This is a genomic window from Streptomyces sp. NPDC085524, from assembly GCF_044541755.1.
GTDB lineage: Bacteria > Actinomycetota > Actinomycetes > Streptomycetales > Streptomycetaceae > Streptomyces.
In genome coordinates, this window is sequence record NZ_JBITTH010000017.1 from 164,550 (window position 1) to 179,475 (window position 14,926).

At 72.3% G+C, this 14,926-nt stretch carries 17 protein-coding genes; 6 read left to right on the forward strand and 11 right to left on the reverse strand.

The window, feature by feature from the left end; genetic code table 11:
* Nucleotides 1-38: 38 nt before the first annotated feature.
* Both ACIGFK_RS25810 and ACIGFK_RS25815 read right to left on the reverse strand, forming a co-directional pair.
* Entirely contained in the window at nt 39-1,589 is a 1,551-nt protein-coding gene (locus tag ACIGFK_RS25810) for an MFS transporter (RefSeq protein ID WP_400053728.1), read from the reverse strand.
* Nucleotides 1,589-2,137, reverse strand: coding sequence for a TetR/AcrR family transcriptional regulator (locus ACIGFK_RS25815; protein WP_376662094.1), 549 nt, complete (start codon nt 2,135-2,137; stop codon nt 1,589-1,591). The genes ACIGFK_RS25810 and ACIGFK_RS25815 overlap by 1 nt, the downstream gene beginning before the upstream one ends.
* A 90-nt stretch (nt 2,138-2,227) precedes the next feature.
* On the opposite strand from ACIGFK_RS25815, the gene ACIGFK_RS25820 reads away from it, so the two are divergent.
* Nucleotides 2,228-2,743: an HAD domain-containing protein gene (locus ACIGFK_RS25820; RefSeq protein WP_400053730.1), complete on the forward strand. Its 516-nt coding sequence runs from the start codon at nt 2,228-2,230 to the stop codon at nt 2,741-2,743.
* A gap of 75 nt (nt 2,744-2,818) precedes the next feature.
* On the opposite strand, the gene argH is transcribed toward ACIGFK_RS25820, so the two are convergent.
* On the reverse strand, nt 2,819-4,246 hold the full coding sequence (argH, locus tag ACIGFK_RS25825) for an argininosuccinate lyase (protein ID WP_376659225.1): 1,428 nt from the start codon (nt 4,244-4,246) through the stop codon (nt 2,819-2,821).
* 242 nt (nt 4,247-4,488) lie between these two features.
* On the opposite strand from argH, the gene ACIGFK_RS25830 reads away from it, so the two are divergent.
* The 3 genes from ACIGFK_RS25830 to ACIGFK_RS25840 all read left to right on the forward strand — a co-directional run bounded on the left by ACIGFK_RS25830 (nt 4,489) and on the right by ACIGFK_RS25840 (nt 7,246).
* Nucleotides 4,489-5,892, forward strand: a complete 1,404-nt coding sequence (locus tag ACIGFK_RS25830; protein WP_400053732.1) for a hypothetical protein — start codon at nt 4,489-4,491, stop codon at nt 5,890-5,892.
* Nucleotides 5,893-5,968: 76 nt separating this feature from the next.
* Nucleotides 5,969-6,544 carry a pyridoxamine 5'-phosphate oxidase family protein gene (locus ACIGFK_RS25835; RefSeq protein ID WP_376659223.1) on the forward strand — a complete coding sequence of 192 codons (576 nt, stop codon included), beginning with the start codon at nt 5,969-5,971 and terminating at the stop codon, nt 6,542-6,544.
* Nucleotides 6,545-6,550: 6 nt separating this feature from the next.
* Nucleotides 6,551-7,246 carry a L,D-transpeptidase gene (locus tag ACIGFK_RS25840; protein ID WP_376659226.1) on the forward strand — a complete coding sequence of 232 codons (696 nt, stop codon included), beginning with the start codon at nt 6,551-6,553 and terminating at the stop codon, nt 7,244-7,246.
* Between the two features lie 31 nt (nt 7,247-7,277).
* Here ACIGFK_RS25840 and ACIGFK_RS25845 read toward each other — a convergent pair whose 3' ends face one another.
* The 5 genes from ACIGFK_RS25845 to argC are packed head-to-tail and all read right to left on the reverse strand — an operon-like array spanning nt 7,278 to nt 12,102.
* Entirely contained in the window at nt 7,278-7,814 is a 537-nt protein-coding gene (locus tag ACIGFK_RS25845) for an arginine repressor (RefSeq protein WP_376659222.1), read from the reverse strand.
* A gap of 7 nt (nt 7,815-7,821) precedes the next feature.
* Complete coding sequence (locus tag ACIGFK_RS25850; RefSeq protein ID WP_386473336.1) at nt 7,822-9,018, reverse strand: acetylornithine transaminase; 1,197 nt, start codon at nt 9,016-9,018, stop codon at nt 7,822-7,824.
* A complete protein-coding gene (gene argB, locus ACIGFK_RS25855; RefSeq protein ID WP_376659220.1) occupies nt 9,015-9,923 on the reverse strand; it encodes an acetylglutamate kinase in 909 nt (302 codons plus the stop codon). The genes ACIGFK_RS25850 and argB overlap by 4 nt, the downstream gene beginning before the upstream one ends.
* Complete coding sequence (gene argJ, locus ACIGFK_RS25860) at nt 9,920-11,077, reverse strand: bifunctional glutamate N-acetyltransferase/amino-acid acetyltransferase ArgJ (RefSeq protein ID WP_376659219.1); 1,158 nt, start codon at nt 11,075-11,077, stop codon at nt 9,920-9,922. The genes argB and argJ overlap by 4 nt, the downstream gene beginning before the upstream one ends.
* Nucleotides 11,074-12,102 (reverse strand): N-acetyl-gamma-glutamyl-phosphate reductase, encoded by a 1,029-nt coding sequence (argC, locus tag ACIGFK_RS25865; protein ID WP_376659218.1) that lies wholly within the window; start codon nt 12,100-12,102, stop codon nt 11,074-11,076. Before argC ends, argJ begins: the two co-directional genes overlap by 4 nt.
* A gap of 85 nt (nt 12,103-12,187) precedes the next feature.
* Between argC and ACIGFK_RS25870 the strand changes: the two genes are divergently transcribed.
* The gene (locus ACIGFK_RS25870) at nt 12,188-12,586 is read left to right on the forward strand and encodes a helix-turn-helix transcriptional regulator (RefSeq protein ID WP_400053735.1); all 399 of its coding nucleotides are present in this window, start codon (nt 12,188-12,190) and stop codon (nt 12,584-12,586) included.
* Between the two features lie 86 nt (nt 12,587-12,672).
* Nucleotides 12,673-13,092, forward strand: a complete 420-nt coding sequence (locus tag ACIGFK_RS25875) for a VOC family protein (RefSeq protein WP_400053737.1) — start codon at nt 12,673-12,675, stop codon at nt 13,090-13,092.
* Here ACIGFK_RS25875 and ACIGFK_RS25880 read toward each other — a convergent pair.
* From ACIGFK_RS25880 to ACIGFK_RS25890, 3 genes are read right to left on the reverse strand one after another with little or no spacing between them, the layout of a single operon-like run.
* Entirely contained in the window at nt 13,089-13,475 is a 387-nt protein-coding gene (locus ACIGFK_RS25880; protein WP_376659215.1) for a hypothetical protein, read from the reverse strand. The two genes, ACIGFK_RS25875 and ACIGFK_RS25880, sit on opposite strands and share 4 nt — an antisense overlap.
* A gap of 58 nt (nt 13,476-13,533) precedes the next feature.
* Entirely contained in the window at nt 13,534-14,283 is a 750-nt protein-coding gene (locus ACIGFK_RS25885) for an N-acetyltransferase (RefSeq protein ID WP_376659214.1), read from the reverse strand.
* A gap of 32 nt (nt 14,284-14,315) precedes the next feature.
* Nucleotides 14,316-14,900 (reverse strand): histidine phosphatase family protein, encoded by a 585-nt coding sequence (locus tag ACIGFK_RS25890; protein WP_376659213.1) that lies wholly within the window; start codon nt 14,898-14,900, stop codon nt 14,316-14,318.
* Between the last annotated feature and the right edge of the window lie 26 nt (nt 14,901-14,926).

Here is a 14,926-nt window from a genome sequence, read left to right on the forward strand (position 1 = left end):
TGTCAACTCCCGACGGGACACCACCCCTTGGCCGGACGTCAGTGCTCGACGCCCTCCTGGAGCTCCTGGCCCTTCAGCAGGAACCAGGCGGCGATGGCGGTGGCCAGCAGGACGGCGGCGCCGACGCCCGAGGCGTACCGCAGGCCGTCCACGAAGGCCACCTGGGCGGCCTCCACCATCGGTCCGGCGGTGGCCGGGTCCAGGCCCTTGGCCACCTCGACGGCTCCGCCGAGGGACTCGTGGGCCGCCTCTGCCGCCGGGCCCGCGACGGCCTCGGGGGCGGTGAAGCCCTGGTAGACGCCGGTGACGATGGAGCCGAGCAGGGCGATGCCGAGGGCGGCGCCGAGTTCGTACGCCGTCTCGGAGACGGCGGAGGCCGAGCCGGCCTGCTCCTTGGGAACGCTGGAGAGGATCACGTCGGCGGTGACGGTGAAGGAGAAGCCGGCGCCGAGGCCGACGACGAGCAGGGCCGCGCCGAGCAGCGGGTAGCCGGACTCCTTGTGGAGCACGGTCAGCGCGCCGAGGGCCAGGCCGATGGCGGCGAGGCCGCCCGTCACGACGACGCGCACCGAGTACCTGCGGGCGTAGCGGCCCGCGACGAGACCGGTGACCACCGCGCCGATGGCGGCGGGCAGTTCGGCGAGGCCGGCTTCCAGCGGGTCCCGGCCCTGGACGAGCTGGAGGAACTGCGAGAGGAAGAAGACGAGCCCGGAGAGGCCGAAGACGGTGAGCAGGTCGGCGAGGACCGCGCCGGAGAAGCCGCGGTGCCGGAAGAGCCGCATGTCGAGCAGCGGGGACGGCAGGGTGAACTGGCGCCGTACGAAGGCGTACAGGGCAGCCGCGCCGAGCACCGCGGTGGCCGCGACCTCCCAGGTCAGGCCGTGCGTGGCGGCTTCCTTGACGGCGTAGACGACACCGATGACGCCGACGAGGGAGAGCCCGACGCTGACGAGGTCCCAGGGACCGGCGACCGGGTTCTTGGATTCGGGCAGCAGCTTGATGCCGACGATGACCAGGACGATCATCACGGGGAGGTTGATGAGGAAGACCGAGCCCCAGTAGAAGTGCTGGAGCAGGGCTCCGCCGACGACCGGTCCGACGGCGGCGCCGGCGGAGGCGGTCGCGCCCCAGATGCCGATGGCGAGGCTGCGTTCCTTCGGATCGTGGAAGATGTTGCGGATCAGCGCGAGGGTGGAGGGCATCAGGGTCGCGCCGGCCACGCCGAGCAGGGCCCGGGCGACGATCATCATCTCGGGGCTGGTCGCGCAGGCGTTCAGGACCGAGAGGGCGCCGAAGGCGGTGGCGCCGACGAGGAGCAGCTTCTTGCGGCCGATCCGGTCGCCGAGGCTGCCCATCGAGACCAGGAGTCCGGCGATGACGAAGGAGTAGATGTCGCCGATCCACAGCAGCTGGGTGCCGGACGGCTTCAGGTCCTCGGAGAGCGACGGGGTGGCGAGGCCGAGCACGGTGGCGTCCACCGCGACCAGCAGCACGGCCAGCACGAGCACCGAGAGCGCCAGCCAGCGCCCCCGGCCCCCGCTCTGCACCCCCATCTCCTCGATCAGGCTCGACTGCTTGGTACTGCTCATCACTCCACGCTCCGTTTGACGCCACCGAGCAGCAGCTCGATGATCATGTACTGAAAGTCCTTGGCCGCGACCCGGCCGTCCATGACGGCCCAGGCGCAGGTGCCGATGAGCCCGTAGAGGGCCTCGGTGAGCCAGGCGGGGCTCAGGTCGATGCGGATGTCGCCCTCTTCCTGGCCGCGCCGGAAGAGCGCGCCGACCCGGGCGTCGAGCCGCTCCCAGCCCTCGTTGACCTGGTCACCCTCGAACAGCTGGTTCTCGGTGACGAGGAAGGCCAGCAGCTCTGCGTTGGGCTCCGATTCGGCGACGAGCCTGCGGAGCGCGTCGATCGCACTGCCCTCGTCGAGGCGGGCATGGTCGAACGCCACCTCGAACTCCCTGATGCCGAGCTCTTCGAGGGCGCGTACGAGGGCGTCGCGCCCGGCGAAGTGCCGGTGGAGGGTCGCGCGCCCGATTCCGGCGGCGCGGGCAACCTCGTCCATCGTGGCGGTCGATTTCCGGGAGAGCAGGGCCGCCGCATCGCGGAGCACCTGGTCACGATCCATGGCCATGAGACAAGCGTACCCCAAATGAGACTCCCATGTCTCATTCCAAGGGAAAAACGGGCTGCCCCAGGGCCGCCACGACGGAAGGATGCAGCGATGAAGCCGCTTCTGCTGATCGATGTCGACGGGCCGCTGAACCCGTACGCCGCCAAGGCGCAGCGCCGCCCCGAGGGCTACAGCACCCACCGGATGCGCCCCACGGGCTGGAGGGAGGCCGAGAGCGCGAAGCCCCTGCGGGTCTGGCTCAACCACGGGCACGGCGCGGAGCTGCTCGTGCTCGCGGACTCGTACGAGCTCGTCTGGGCCACGACGTGGAAGGACGAGGCGAACGACTGGATAGCACCGCACCTGGGCCTGCCGAGGCTCCCCTTCATCGACTGGCCGGTGATGCACGGCCGGGCGCCGCGCGGCACGTTCTGGAAGACGCAGTACGTCCTGGAGTACGCGGGTACCCGCCCGTTCGCCTGGGTCGACGACGACATCACGGCCATGGACCACGAGTACGTCGAGCAGCGCCACCCGGCGCAGGCCCTGCTCATGCGGATCGACGAGGGGATCGGGCTGACCCGCCCCGACTTCGACGCCCTGGCGGAGTGGGCGGACGGCTGCTGACCGGGCAGCCGCACGCAAACGCCGGAGGGGCGGCGGAGCCGCAAGGCTCCGCCGCCCCTCCGGGCACGCGCGCTGCTACTGCTTGTGCTGCGCCCAGGCGTGCTGGATGACCAGGTCCGCCTTCAGCTCGGTGAGCTGGAGGGCGACGGCCGACGGGGCGGTGCCGCCGCGGCCGTTGCGGGAGGCGAGGGCGCCGGGGACGTTGAGGACGGTGCGGACCTCGGGGGTCAGGTGCTCCGAGATCTTCGCGAACTGCTCGTCGGTGAGCTCGTCGAGCTCGATGCCGAGCCCCTCGCACTCCTTGACGCACTCGCCGGCCACCTCGTGCGCGACCCGGAACGGGACGCCCTGCTTGACCAGCCACTCCGCGATGTCGGTGGCGAGCGAGAAGCCCGCCGGAGCCAGCTCCTCCATCCGCTCCCGGTTGACCGTCAGGGTGGCCATCATGCCGGTGAAGGCCGGGAGCAGGACCTCGAGGGTGTCACAGGAGTCGAAGACCGGCTCCTTGTCCTCCTGGAGGTCGCGGTTGTAGGCCAGGGGCAGTGCCTTGAGGGTCGCGAGGAGACCCGTCAGGTTGCCGATGAGCCGGCCCGACTTGCCGCGCGCCAGCTCCGCGATGTCCGGGTTCTTCTTCTGCGGCATGATCGACGACCCGGTGGAGAAGGCGTCGTGCAGCGTCACGAAGGAGAACTCCTTCGTGTTCCAGATGATGATCTCCTCCGCGATCCGGGAGAGGTTGATCCCGATCATCGCGGTGACGAAGGCGAACTCGGCGACGAAGTCGCGCGAGGCCGTGCCGTCGATGGAGTTGCCGACCGAGCCCCGCTCGAAGCCCAGGTCCGCGGCGACCGCCTCGGGGTCCAGGCCGAGGGAGGAGCCGGCGAGGGCGCCCGAGCCGTACGGGGAGACCGCGGTCCGGGTGTCCCACTGGCGCAGCCGCTCCGCGTCCCGGGACAGGGACTGCACGTGGGCGAGCACGTGGTGGGCGAAGAGCACCGGCTGCGCGTGCTGGAGGTGGGTGCGGCCGGGCATCGCCACGTCCGCGTGGGTCTCGGCGAGGCCGACCAGCGCGTCCTGGAGGTCGGCGATCAGGCCGCCGATGATCCGGGCGTGGTCGCGCAGGTACATCCGGAAGAGGGTGGCCACCTGGTCGTTGCGGGACCGGCCGGCCCGGAGCTTGCCGCCGAGGTCGGCGCCGAGCCGCTCCAGCAGGCCGCGCTCCAGCGCGGTGTGCACGTCCTCGTCGGCGACGGTGCCGGTGAAGGAGCCGTCGGCGACGTCGGCCTCCAGCCGGTCCAACCCGGCGATCATGCGGTCGAGTTCGTCGGCGGTGAGCAGCCCCGCCTTGTGGAGCACGCGGGCGTGGGCGCGGGATCCGGCGATGTCGTAGGGGGCGAGGCGCCAGTCGAAGTGGACCGACGCGGACAGCTTCGCGAGGGCCTCGGCGGGGCCATCGGCGAAGCGGCCGCCCCAGAGCCGGACGTCACCGTTGTTGCTGCTCACAGCTACTGCTCCTCAAAACTGCATGGCTTTGACTGCCGGTAAGGCTTCGGACGTGCAACCGTCTCCCCGCCGCGGAGGTAACGGGGAGACGATCGGGTACTGTCGATAGGCATAACTATGCAGTACTCCGCATGTTTCGTCAATCGAGCTTCGCCGTGCAGCTCTGACCAGCCCGAATATCAGGGGCAGGTGCGCGACCGGCCGCCTACGATCGGCATGCACCGCACATCGGGGGAGGGCACGTGGTGGGCGTACGACTGGACACCGAGGAAGGCCGCTCCGTGGCGGCGACGCTGCTGACGCGGGAGTACCCGCTGCTCGTCGCCGACCGGTTCGCCTCGAACGGGCCGGCGGCCTGGACGGCCTTCGACGAGGAGGTCCGCCGCCTCCACTCCCGCGCGTACGCAGCACTGCGCCGCGACCGGATCGAAGCCCGGCTGTGCGACCCCGACGGGCGGGTCCGCGCGTCCGCGCTGGCCGCGTGGCGCAACCCGCCCGCGCAGCTCGTCCTGATCCGCTGCGCCGACTGGGCCCCGCCGGTGCGGGAGCGCGCCCGGCGGGTGCTCGGCAGGCTCGTGGCCAAGGATCCCGCCCGCATGCTGGCCGAACTCACCCCGCTCGTCCTGCGGCTGGGTTCGCGCGAGCACGGCGCCTGGGCGCTGGAGCAGCTGGAGGCCGCCCTGAGCGGCCGGTACTCCGTCCTCGCCGCGTGGTGGCGCCCCGGGCAGCCCTCGACGACGTGGAGCCGGAACTCCCTGACCGCCCCGCAGCGCGACGAGATCCTGGGCCGCCTGCGCCGGAGCGGCGACCTGCCGACCCGGCGGTTCGCCGTACGGCTGACGCTGGAGAGCGGCCGGTTCGGCCTGCGGGAGCAGGCCCTGCTGGCGGCCGGCGAGAGCGACCCCCTGACCGCCCGGATGTGGGCGGACGCCTTGCTCGCGGCCATGGCCGCGACAGGTCCGGACGACGGGACGATCGACGCCCTGCTACGCGCCCGCGTCCCGACGGCCCGCTCGGCCGGGGTGACCGCCCTGCGCGGGGCCGGCCGGGCCGCCGAGGCCGGGGAGCACCTCACCGACCGCTCCGAGCTGGTCCGGGCGTGCGCCCGCTGGCTGGTCCGCCAGGACGGCGGCGACCCGTACGCCCGCTACCGCGAGCTGCTCGCGGACCCGGACCGGGTGACCGCGTACGCGGTGGCCGGCTTCGCCGAGTGCGCGGGCCGCGAGGACGGGCCGCTGGTCCGGGCCCTGCTGCGGCACCCCGTCGGCGCGGTGCGGGCCGCGGCCGTGGCCGGGCTGCGCCGGCTGGACACCTCGCACTTCGAGCTCCTGCTGAGGCCGCTGCTCGACGACCCGTGCCCGGCGGTGGCCCGCGAGGTCGCCCGGGGCCTGCACCCGCTCGCCCACCGGCTGCCCCCGGAGTGGCTGGCCGAACGCATGGCCCCCGACCGGCCGACGCACACCCGCCGCGCCGCCTTCCGGCTGCTCCGGGAACAAGGCGGCCTCCCCGCCCTGCGGGCCGCGGTCAGCCTGCTGGACGTACGGGACGCCCCTCTGCGCGAGCTCGCCAAGAGCACCCTGCGCGCCTGGGACTGGGCGGAGACCCTGCGACCGGAAGGGACGGCCCGGACACCGGAAAGGCCCTGATCAGGCCCGAGTTGAGCCGTTTCCTCCGTCGAAGGGCCGAGGTGGCGGCGGACGGGCGTGCCGGATAATCGGCGTCATGGGAAAACTCCACGACCGCATAGACGGCCGGCTCCGCAAGTTCATCGAAGACCAGCCGGTCTTCTTCACGGCGACCGCCCCGCTCTCCGGTGACGGTCACGTCAACCTGTCTCCCAAGGGCCGCGCCGGGACCCTCGTCGTCATCGACGAGCAGACCCTCGCGTACCTCGACTTCGGCGGCAGCGGCGCCGAGACCATCGCCCACGTCCGCGAGAACGGCCGGATCACCCTGATGTGGTGCGCGTTCTCCGGGCCGCCGAACATCGTGCGCATCCACGGCGAGGGGGAGGCCGTCTTCCGCGACGACCCGCGCTGGGAGGAGCTGGTCGCCCTGTTCGGCGACGCCGACGGGCCCGCTGCCCGGGCGGTCATCCTGGTGCGCGCCAAGCGGATCGCCGATGTGTGCGGGTACGCCGTGCCCTTCATGGAGTACCAGGGCGAGCGCACCCTCCACGCCGAGTACTTCGGGCGCAAGACCGACGAGGAGTTCGCCGAGTACTGCGAGAAGAAGGTCGTGACGAGCCTCGACGGCCTGCCTGCGCTGCCCGTGCCCCTTCCTCCCCGTACCGTCTGAGATGTGCTGCGTACCGCCCTCGTCACGGGCTCACTGATCGTCACGGCCCTGCTCCCCCCGGGACTTCAGGGCCACGCCCCGCTACCCGCCACGCTCGCCGGGACCGGCGGCGGCAGCCAGCTGATCATCGCCGTCGCGCCCGCCGCCGGCTCCACGACCGGGCGGCTGACCTGGTGGGACCGGCGGGCGGGGCACTGGTACGAGGCCGGGAGCGCGCCCGCCCGCTTCGGGGCGAACGGCCTGGCCGAGGGCGCGACCCGCACGCAGGGCACCAGCACCACGCCGACGGGCCTCTACGAGCTCCCGTACGCCTTCGGGATCCGCCGCGCGCCGGCCGGCACGGCCTACCGGTACCGGCGGGTGACGGACCGTTCGTGGTGGTGCCAGGACAACGCGTCCGCGGCCTACAACCGCTGGGTGGAGCCGCTGCCGGCGGACTGCGCGCCGGGCGAGGCGGAGCACCTCGTGGCGTACGAGAAGCAGTACGCGCACGCGCTGCTCATCGCCTTCAACTACGACGAGCCGGTGCGCGGCCGGGGCGCGGGGATCTTCCTGCACGTCAACGGCAAGGGGGCGACGGCCGGTTGCGTGTCCGTGCCGGAGCGGGCGATGCGGGAGATCCTGCGCTGGGCGGACCCGCGGCGCCGACCGCACATCGCGATCGGCACCGAGTCGGGGGCGCTGGCGGTGACCCGGTACTGAGGCACCGGGTCCCGCCCGGGGCGGCCCGGGGTCAGCTCTCCTTCTGGGCCAGCCGCAGGAGGTGGTCGGCGAGCGCCTGCCCGCCCTCCGGGTCGCGGCTGATCAGCATCAGGGTGTCGTCGCCCGCGATCGTGCCCAGGATCGCCCGGAGTTCGGCCTGGTCGATCGCCGAGGCGAGGAACTGGGCCGCGCCCGGCGGGGTGCGCAGGACCACGAGGTTGGCGGAGGCCTCCGCCGAGATCAGCAGTTCCCCGGAGAGGCGCCGCATGCGCTCCTCCTTCGCCGACTCCCCCAGGGGCGCCTGCGGGGTGCGGAAGCCGCCCTCGCTGGGCACCGCGTAGATCAGCTCGCCGCCGGTGTTGCGGATCTTCACCGCGCCGAGCTCGTCGAGGTCGCGGGAGAGCGTCGCCTGGGTGACGCTCAGCCCGTCGTCGGCGAGCAGCTTGGCCAGCTGGCTCTGTGAGCGGACCGGCTGCCGGTTGAGGATGTCCACGATCCGGCGGTGGCGGGCGGTGCGGGTCTGTGGGACGGCCTGGCCGCCGTGCTCGTTGTCCTGCGGCTGACTCATCGTCGTCTCATTCTCCGGATCCGTCCCCATGGGCTGCGTCGAGGACGCCGGGCAGTGCCCCGAGGAACGCGTCCACCTCGGCCTCGGTCAGTACGAACGGCGGCATGAGCCGTACGACGTCGGGGGCGGGCGCGTTGACCAGGAAGCCGGCGTCCTGAGCCGCCTGCTGCACCCGGGGTGCGAGCGGCTCGGTCAGCACGATACCCAGCAGAAGCCCGGAGCCGCGGACGTGGGAGACGAGCGGGTGCCCGGAGGCTTCGATTCCGGAGCGCAGCCGCTCGCCCCGCTCCTTGACCCGGTCCAGCAGCCCGTCGGCCGCGATGGTGTCGATCACGGCGAGGCCGGCCGCGCACGCGACCGGGTTGCCGCCGAAGGTGGTGCCGTGCTGGCCGGGCTGGAGCAGGTCGGCGGCGGCGCCGAAGGCTGCGACGGCGCCGATCGGGAGGCCGCCTCCGAGGCCCTTGGCAAGGGTGACGAGGTCGGGCTCCACACCCTCGTGGGCCTGGTGCTCGAACCACTGGCCGCAGCGGCCGATGCCGGTCTGCACCTCGTCGAGCACGAGCAGGGTGCCCGTGGCCCGGGTGATCTCCCGGGCGGCCGTCAGGTACCCGGCGGGGGGCACCACGACGCCGTTCTCGCCCTGGATCGGCTCGATGACCACGATCGCGGTCTCTTCGGTGACGGCGGCCCGCAGGGCCTCGACGTCGCCGTACGGGACGTGCGTGACGTCGCCCGGCAGCGGCAGGAAGGGCTCCTGCTTCTTCGGCTGGCCGGTGAGCGCGAGGGCGCCCATGGTCCGGCCGTGGAAGCCGCCGTCGGTGGCGACCATGTGGGTCCGCCCGGTCAGTCGGCCGATCTTGAAGGCCGCTTCGACCGCCTCTGCACCGGAGTTGCAGAAGAACACCTTGCCGGAACGGCCGAACAGCTGGAGCAGCCGCTCGCCCAGCGCGATGACCGGCTCGGAGGCGAAGAGGTTGGAGACGTGCCCGAGGCTCTGGATCTGCGTGGTGACGGCCGCGACGATCGCCGGGTGGGCGTGGCCGAGGGCGTTGACCGCGATGCCGCCGACGAAGTCGGTGTACTGCTTGCCGTCCGCGTCCCAGACCTGGGCGCCCTCACCGCGTACGAGGGCCAGCGCGGGGGTGCCGTAGTTGTTGGTCAGCGCACCCTGCCAGCGGGTCCGGTAGTCCTCGTTGCCGGTCACTGTGCTCCCCCTTGCTGCTTGTCCGGCACGACCATCGTGCCGATTCCCTCGTCCGTGAAGATCTCCAGCAGGATCGAGTGCTGGACCCGCCCGTCGATCACGCGCGCGGTGCCGACGCCGCCGCGCACCGCGTGCAGGCAGCCCTCCATCTTGGGCACCATGCCGCTGGACAGCTCGGGCAGCAGCTTCTCCAGCTCGCTGACGGTGAGCCGGCTGATGACCTCGTCGCTGTTGGGCCAGTCCGCGTAGAGGCCCTCGACGTCGGTGAGGACCATCAGCGTCTCGGCGCCGAGTGCGGCGGCGAGCGCCGCGGCGGCCGTGTCGGCGTTCACGTTGTAGACGTGGTGGTCGTCGGCGCTGCGCGCGATGGAGGAGATGACCGGGATCCGGCCGTCCGCCAGCAGCGCCTCGATCGCGCCCGTGTCTATGGCGGTGATCTCGCCGACCCGCCCGATGTCGACGAGCTCGCCGTCGATCTCGGGGCTGTGCTTGACCGCGGTGATGGTGTGCGCGTCCTCGCCGGTCAGGCCGACGGCGAGCGGTCCGTGCTGGTTGAGCAGCCCGACCAGCTCGCGCTGGACCCGGCCCGCCAGGACCATCCGTACGACGTCCATGGCATCGGGCGTGGTGACGCGCAGGCCGGCCTTGAACTCGCTGACCAGGCCTTCCTTGTCGAGCTGGGCGTTGATCTGGGGGCCGCCGCCGTGCACCACGACGGGCTTGAGGCCGGCCTGCCGCAGGAAGACCACGTCCTGCGCGAAGGCCGCCTTGAGCTCCTCGTCGATCATGGCGTTGCCGCCGAACTTGATGACGACGATCTTGCCGTTGTGGCGGGTGAGCCACGGGAGGGCCTCGATCAGGATCTCCGCCTTCGGCAGTGCCGTGTGCTTGCGTGCAGTGCTCATGAGGAGTACGCCGAGTTCTCGTGGACGTAGTCGGCGGTCAGGTCGTTGGCCCAGATGACCGCGGACTCGGAGCCGGTGGACAGGTCGGCGGTGATGCGGACCTCGCGGTCCTTCATGCTGACCAGGTCGCGGTCCTCGCCGACCGAGCCGTTCTTGCAGACCCAGACGTCGTTGATGGCCACGTTCAGCCGGTCCGGGTCGAACGCGGCCTTGGTGGTGCCGATGGCGGAGAGCACCCGGCCCCAGTTCGGGTCCTCGCCGTGGATGGCGCACTTGAGCAGGTTGTTGCGGGCGATGGAGCGGCCGACCTCGACCGCGTCGTCCTCGGTGGCCGCGCCGATGACCTCGATGCGGATGTCCTTGCTGGCGCCCTCGGCGTCGCCGATCAGCTGGCGGGCCAGGTCGTCGCAGACCGCCCGTACGGCCTCGGCGAACTCCTCGTACGCCGGCACCTGGCCGGACGCCCCGGAGGCGAGGAGGAGCACGGTGTCGTTGGTGGACATGCAGCCGTCGGAGTCGACCCGGTCGAAGGTGGTGCGGGTGGCGGCGCGCAGGGCCCGGTCGAGGGTGGCGCTGTCCAGGTCGGCGTCGGTGGTGAGGACGACGAGCATCGTGGCGAGGCCCGGGGCGAGCATGCCCGCGCCCTTGGCCATGCCGCCGACGGTCCAGCCGCCCTGGGTGACGGTGGCCGTCTTGTGCACGGTGTCGGTGGTCTTGATGGCGATCGCAGCGGCCTCGCCGCCGTCCTCGGACAGGGCGGCCGCGGCGGTCTCGACGCCGGGCAGCAGCTTGTCCATGGGGAGCAGGACGCCGATCAGCCCGGTGGAGGCGACGGCGACCTCGCCCGCGTTGACGTCACCGCCCAGCGTCTCGGCGACCTTCTCGGCGGTGGCGTGGGTGTCCTGGAAGCCCTTGGGGCCGGTGCAGGCGTTGGCGCCGCCGGAGTTCAGGACGACCGCGGAGACGGTGCCGCCGCGCAGGACCTGCTCGGACCAGTGCACGGGCGCGGCCTTGACCCGGTTCGAGGTGAAGACGCCCGCCGCGGCCAGCCGCGGTCCGTTGTTGACCACGAGGGCCAGGTCGGGATTGCCGTTCGCCTTGATCCCGGCGGCGATGCCCGCCGCCGTGAATCCCTGTGCTGCCGTGACGCTCAAGGTGCCACTCCGATCGTGGAAAGACCCAGGCCCTCGTGGAGCCCGAGGGCGATGTTCATGCTCTGTACCGCGCCGCCGGCGGTCCCCTTGGTCAGGTTGTCGATGGCGCTGATCGCGATGATGCGGCCGGCGGACTCGTCGTACGCGACCTGCACGTGGACGGCGTTCGAACCCTGGACGGACTTGGTGGTGGGCCACCGGCCCTCGGGGAGCAGCTGGACGAAGGGCTCGTCCGCGTAGGCCTTCTCGTAGGCGGCGCGGAGCGATTCCGCGGTGGTGCCGGGGAGGGCCTTGGCGGAGCAGGTCGCGAGGATCCCGCGGGCCATGGGGACGAGGTTGGGCGTGAAGGAGACGGAGACCCGTTCCCCGGCGAGCGGGGTCAGGTTCTGCACCATCTCGGGGGTGTGGCGGTGGGCGCCGCCGACTCCGTAGGGGGTGACCGTGCCCATCACCTCGGAGCCGAGCAGGTTCGTCTTGAGGGCCTTGCCCGCGCCGGAGGTACCGGTGGCTGCGACGATCACGGCCTCGGGCTCGGCGAGGCGCGCCTGGTAGGCCGGGAACAGCGCGAGGGAGACGGCGGTCGGGAAGCAGCCGGGGACGGCGACGCGCTTGGCGCCCGTGAGCGCGGCGCGGGCGCCCGGCAGCTCGGGCAGGCCGTAGGGCCAGGTCCCGGCGTGCGTGCCGCCGTAGAACCTGTCCCAGTCGGCGGAGTCCTTGAGCCGGTGGTCGGCGCCCATGTCGATGACGAGGACGTCCTCGCCGAGCTGGGCGGCGACGGCGGCGGACTGGCCGTGCGGGAGCGCGAGGAAGACGACATCGTGGCCGGCGAGCACCTCGGGGGTGGTCGCCTCCAGGGTCCGGCCGGCGAGCGGGCCGAGGTGCGGCTGCAGGTTGCCGAAGAGCTCACCCGCGTTGGAGTGGCCGGTCAGGGCGCCGATCTCGACCTCGGGGTGGTTCAGGAGCAGGCGCAGGACCTCACCGCCCGCGTACCCACTCGCTCCGGCCACCGCTACACGTACCACCATCGGACCCTCCTCATCGATGGCATGACTATACGTATCGCCGCACGTTTATGCAAAGATCTTCGGGTGCCATGCGATCCTGAGGAGCGTGACATCCCTTGAGGACCTCGTACGGCTGCGCCGCGCGCGAGACACGATGGACCGGGACTACGCAGAGCCTCTGGACGTCCCGGCACTGGCCAGAGTCGCCTTGATGTCGGCCGGGCACTTCTCGCGCAGCTTCCGCGCCGCCTACGGCGAGACGCCTTACAGCTACCTTATGACCCGCCGTGTCGAGCGGGCCAAGGCTCTGTTGCGCCGGGGCGACCTGAGCGTGACGGAGGTCTGCTTCGCGGTCGGATGTACGTCACTGGGCTCGTTCAGCTCCCGCTTCACCGAGCTGGTCGGCGAGGCCCCGAGCTCGTACCGGGCCCGCGAGCACGGGGCGGGCGCGGCGATCCCGGCATGCGTGGCCAAGATCCGCACGCGTCCGGTGCGGGGCGGCTGACAGCCGGGAGCGAACCGGCCGAAACCTGCCCGGACCGGTCAGAATCGGAGAAGCGCGATCCGGCGGCGTCTCGTAACTTCGAGAACATGAACAGCATCAAGCTCTCGCAGTGCTTCATCGCAGTCGACGACCACGACAAGGCGCTCGCCTTCTACCGCGACGTCCTCGGCATGGAGGTCCGCAACGACGTCGGCTTCGAGGGGATGCGCTGGGTGACCGTCGGGTCGCCCGAGCAGCCGGACGTGGAGATCGTCCTCGAACCGCCGCTCGCCGACCCCAACGCCTCGCCCGCCGACCGGCAGGCAATGGCGGAGTTGCTGGCCAAGGGCCTGCTGCGCGGCGTGATCTTCCAGACGGAGGACGTGGACGCCACCTTCGAGAAGATCCGCGCCGCGGGCGCCGAGGTCCTCCAGGAGCCGGTCGACCAGCCCTACGGGGTGCGCGACTGCGCCTTCCGCGACCCGGCCGGCAACATGCTCCGCTTCAACCAGCCGCGTACCCGCTAGGCCGGCACCAGCACCAGCACCGACAGCACGAGGCCCGCGCCCAGCATCGCCGTTGCCGCCCTCGGGCGCCGGCGCGGGTCCGCCCCGGCGGCCAGCAGGAGCTGCAGGACCGAGGGGAAGAAGACGAGCATCCCCGCCATGGCGCCGATGAACGACCACGGCAGCAGGAGCGCCGCGACGAACCCCGCGGACCATCCGAAGCCGGACGGCCGGGAATGCAGGAACAGCGGTACGGCGACCACCGCGGCGGTCGCGTAGACGCACGCGAGGACGCCCCCGGGCGCCCACGCCCACTGGGTCGACGGCACCAGCGGGGTGACCGCCGCGAGCACCACCAGCCCGAACTGCCACGGATGAACGCTCTCCCGCGCACCGGCCTGCACGACCCACCCCCGGATCCGGCGACTTGAACGCGTTCAAGGTATCGGATCCGGCCGCGTCCTACGTCAGCGGGTGCCGCACCCACACGTTCGGCTCCACGTAGACCGCGTAGCCCTGCTCCGGCTCGCACCGGACCGGGGCGAGGGCGCCCGGGACGTGCACCGGGCCCGGCTCGTCGAAGGGCAGGCCGGTCCACTCGCGCCACTGGTCGAGCGAGCCGTTGATCGTCATCGACAGCGGGGCCACCGAGTCGACGAACCCGCCCGCGCGGACGTGGACGCGCAGCCACGGGTCGTACGGGAGCCCGTCCTCCCGCGTCCGGTACGCGTACTCGTGGATCGAGGTGTCCGGCTCGGCGGGCTTGCCGCTCGGCCGGACGGGGGCCACGGCCTCGGCGAAGCCCCGGGCGCGGGCGTTCTCCCGCATCGCGGCGAGCATCCGGCCGGACAGGCCCTCGCCCTGCCGGTCGGTGGCCACGCTGATCTCGATCGCGCTCACCGTGTCGGGCTCGACCCCGCGCCGCCGGTCGGAGAAGGCCCACATCAGGATCCGGTCCCAGCCCTGCGCGGGCAGCACCCCGTCACGGCCCGGCGCGTGCTGCGCGAACGGCAGGCTGAAGCCCCGGGCGACCACCGTGTCCCCGTCGGTGGCGACGAGCACGTACTCGGGGAACTCGGCGACCATCCGCGGGTACAGCAGCCAGGCCAGCGCGTCGTGCTGCGCGAACTCGGGCCAGGAGTCCTTCATGTCCCAGAGCCGGCCCGCCAGTTCGGGCCGCTCCGCCAGGGTGGTGATCTCGATGCCGCTCATCCGGGCAGGTTAGACCGGCTCCCACCAGGCACTCAACCGAATTGGACCGGAGCCTGGAGCGAGAGGTGCCAGCGGCCGGACCAGCCGGTGAGGGTCATCGTGGACAGCGGGCGCACGTCCACGTTCCAGTACGTCAGCGGGGGCGCCTTCAGTGCGTAGACCAGGGCCGCCCGGACCACCGAGGGTTCCGCCACCGCCACGATCGCGCCCCCGTCGTCCGCGGGCCGGGTGTCGAGCCAGCCGCCGATCCGGGAGATGAACGCGAGCAGGGACTCCCCGCCGTGCGGCGCCGCCCGCGGGTCGGTGAGCCACAGGTCCACGGCACCCGGATCATGGGCGGTCACCTCCGCCAGGGTCAGCCCCCGCCAGCGGCCCATGTCGCACTCGCGCAGCGCCGGCTGGGCGAGCGGCGCGTAGCCGAGGGCCTGGCCGGTGGCGCGGCTGCGCGGGGTCGGCGAGCAGTAGCGCAGCTCGGCCGCGCCCAGCCGGGCGAGCCCGGGCGCGGCGCTCGCCACCGCGTTCCAGCCCTGCCCGTCGAGCGGGCGGTCGTCGTCGAAGCGCTCGGCGAGCAGCGAGGAACCACGGGCTGCGGCGACGAGCGAAACCCGAACATGCATGCGGCGATGGTGGGCCCCGCGCCGCA

What these genes read in the sequence shown, in the direction of transcription:
- ACIGFK_RS25810 (WP_400053728.1), bottom strand. Translation starts at nt 1,589, where the DNA reads ATGAGCAGTACCAAGCAGTCGAGCCTGATCGAGGAGATGGGGGTGCAG.
- ACIGFK_RS25815 (WP_376662094.1), bottom strand. Translation starts at nt 2,137, where the DNA reads ATGGCCATGGATCGTGACCAGGTGCTCCGCGATGCGGCGGCCCTGCTC.
- ACIGFK_RS25820 (WP_400053730.1), top strand. Translation starts at nt 2,228, where the DNA reads ATGAAGCCGCTTCTGCTGATCGATGTCGACGGGCCGCTGAACCCGTAC.
- ACIGFK_RS25835 (WP_376659223.1), top strand. Translation starts at nt 5,969, where the DNA reads ATGGGAAAACTCCACGACCGCATAGACGGCCGGCTCCGCAAGTTCATC.
- ACIGFK_RS25845 (WP_376659222.1), bottom strand. Translation starts at nt 7,814, where the DNA reads ATGAGTCAGCCGCAGGACAACGAGCACGGCGGCCAGGCCGTCCCACAG.
- argB (WP_376659220.1), bottom strand. Translation starts at nt 9,923, where the DNA reads ATGAGCACTGCACGCAAGCACACGGCACTGCCGAAGGCGGAGATCCTG.
- argC (WP_376659218.1), bottom strand. Translation starts at nt 12,102, where the DNA reads ATGGTGGTACGTGTAGCGGTGGCCGGAGCGAGTGGGTACGCGGGCGGT.
- ACIGFK_RS25875 (WP_400053737.1), top strand. Translation starts at nt 12,673, where the DNA reads ATGAACAGCATCAAGCTCTCGCAGTGCTTCATCGCAGTCGACGACCAC.
- ACIGFK_RS25885 (WP_376659214.1), bottom strand. Translation starts at nt 14,283, where the DNA reads ATGAGCGGCATCGAGATCACCACCCTGGCGGAGCGGCCCGAACTGGCG.
- ACIGFK_RS25890 (WP_376659213.1), bottom strand. Translation starts at nt 14,900, where the DNA reads ATGCATGTTCGGGTTTCGCTCGTCGCCGCAGCCCGTGGTTCCTCGCTG.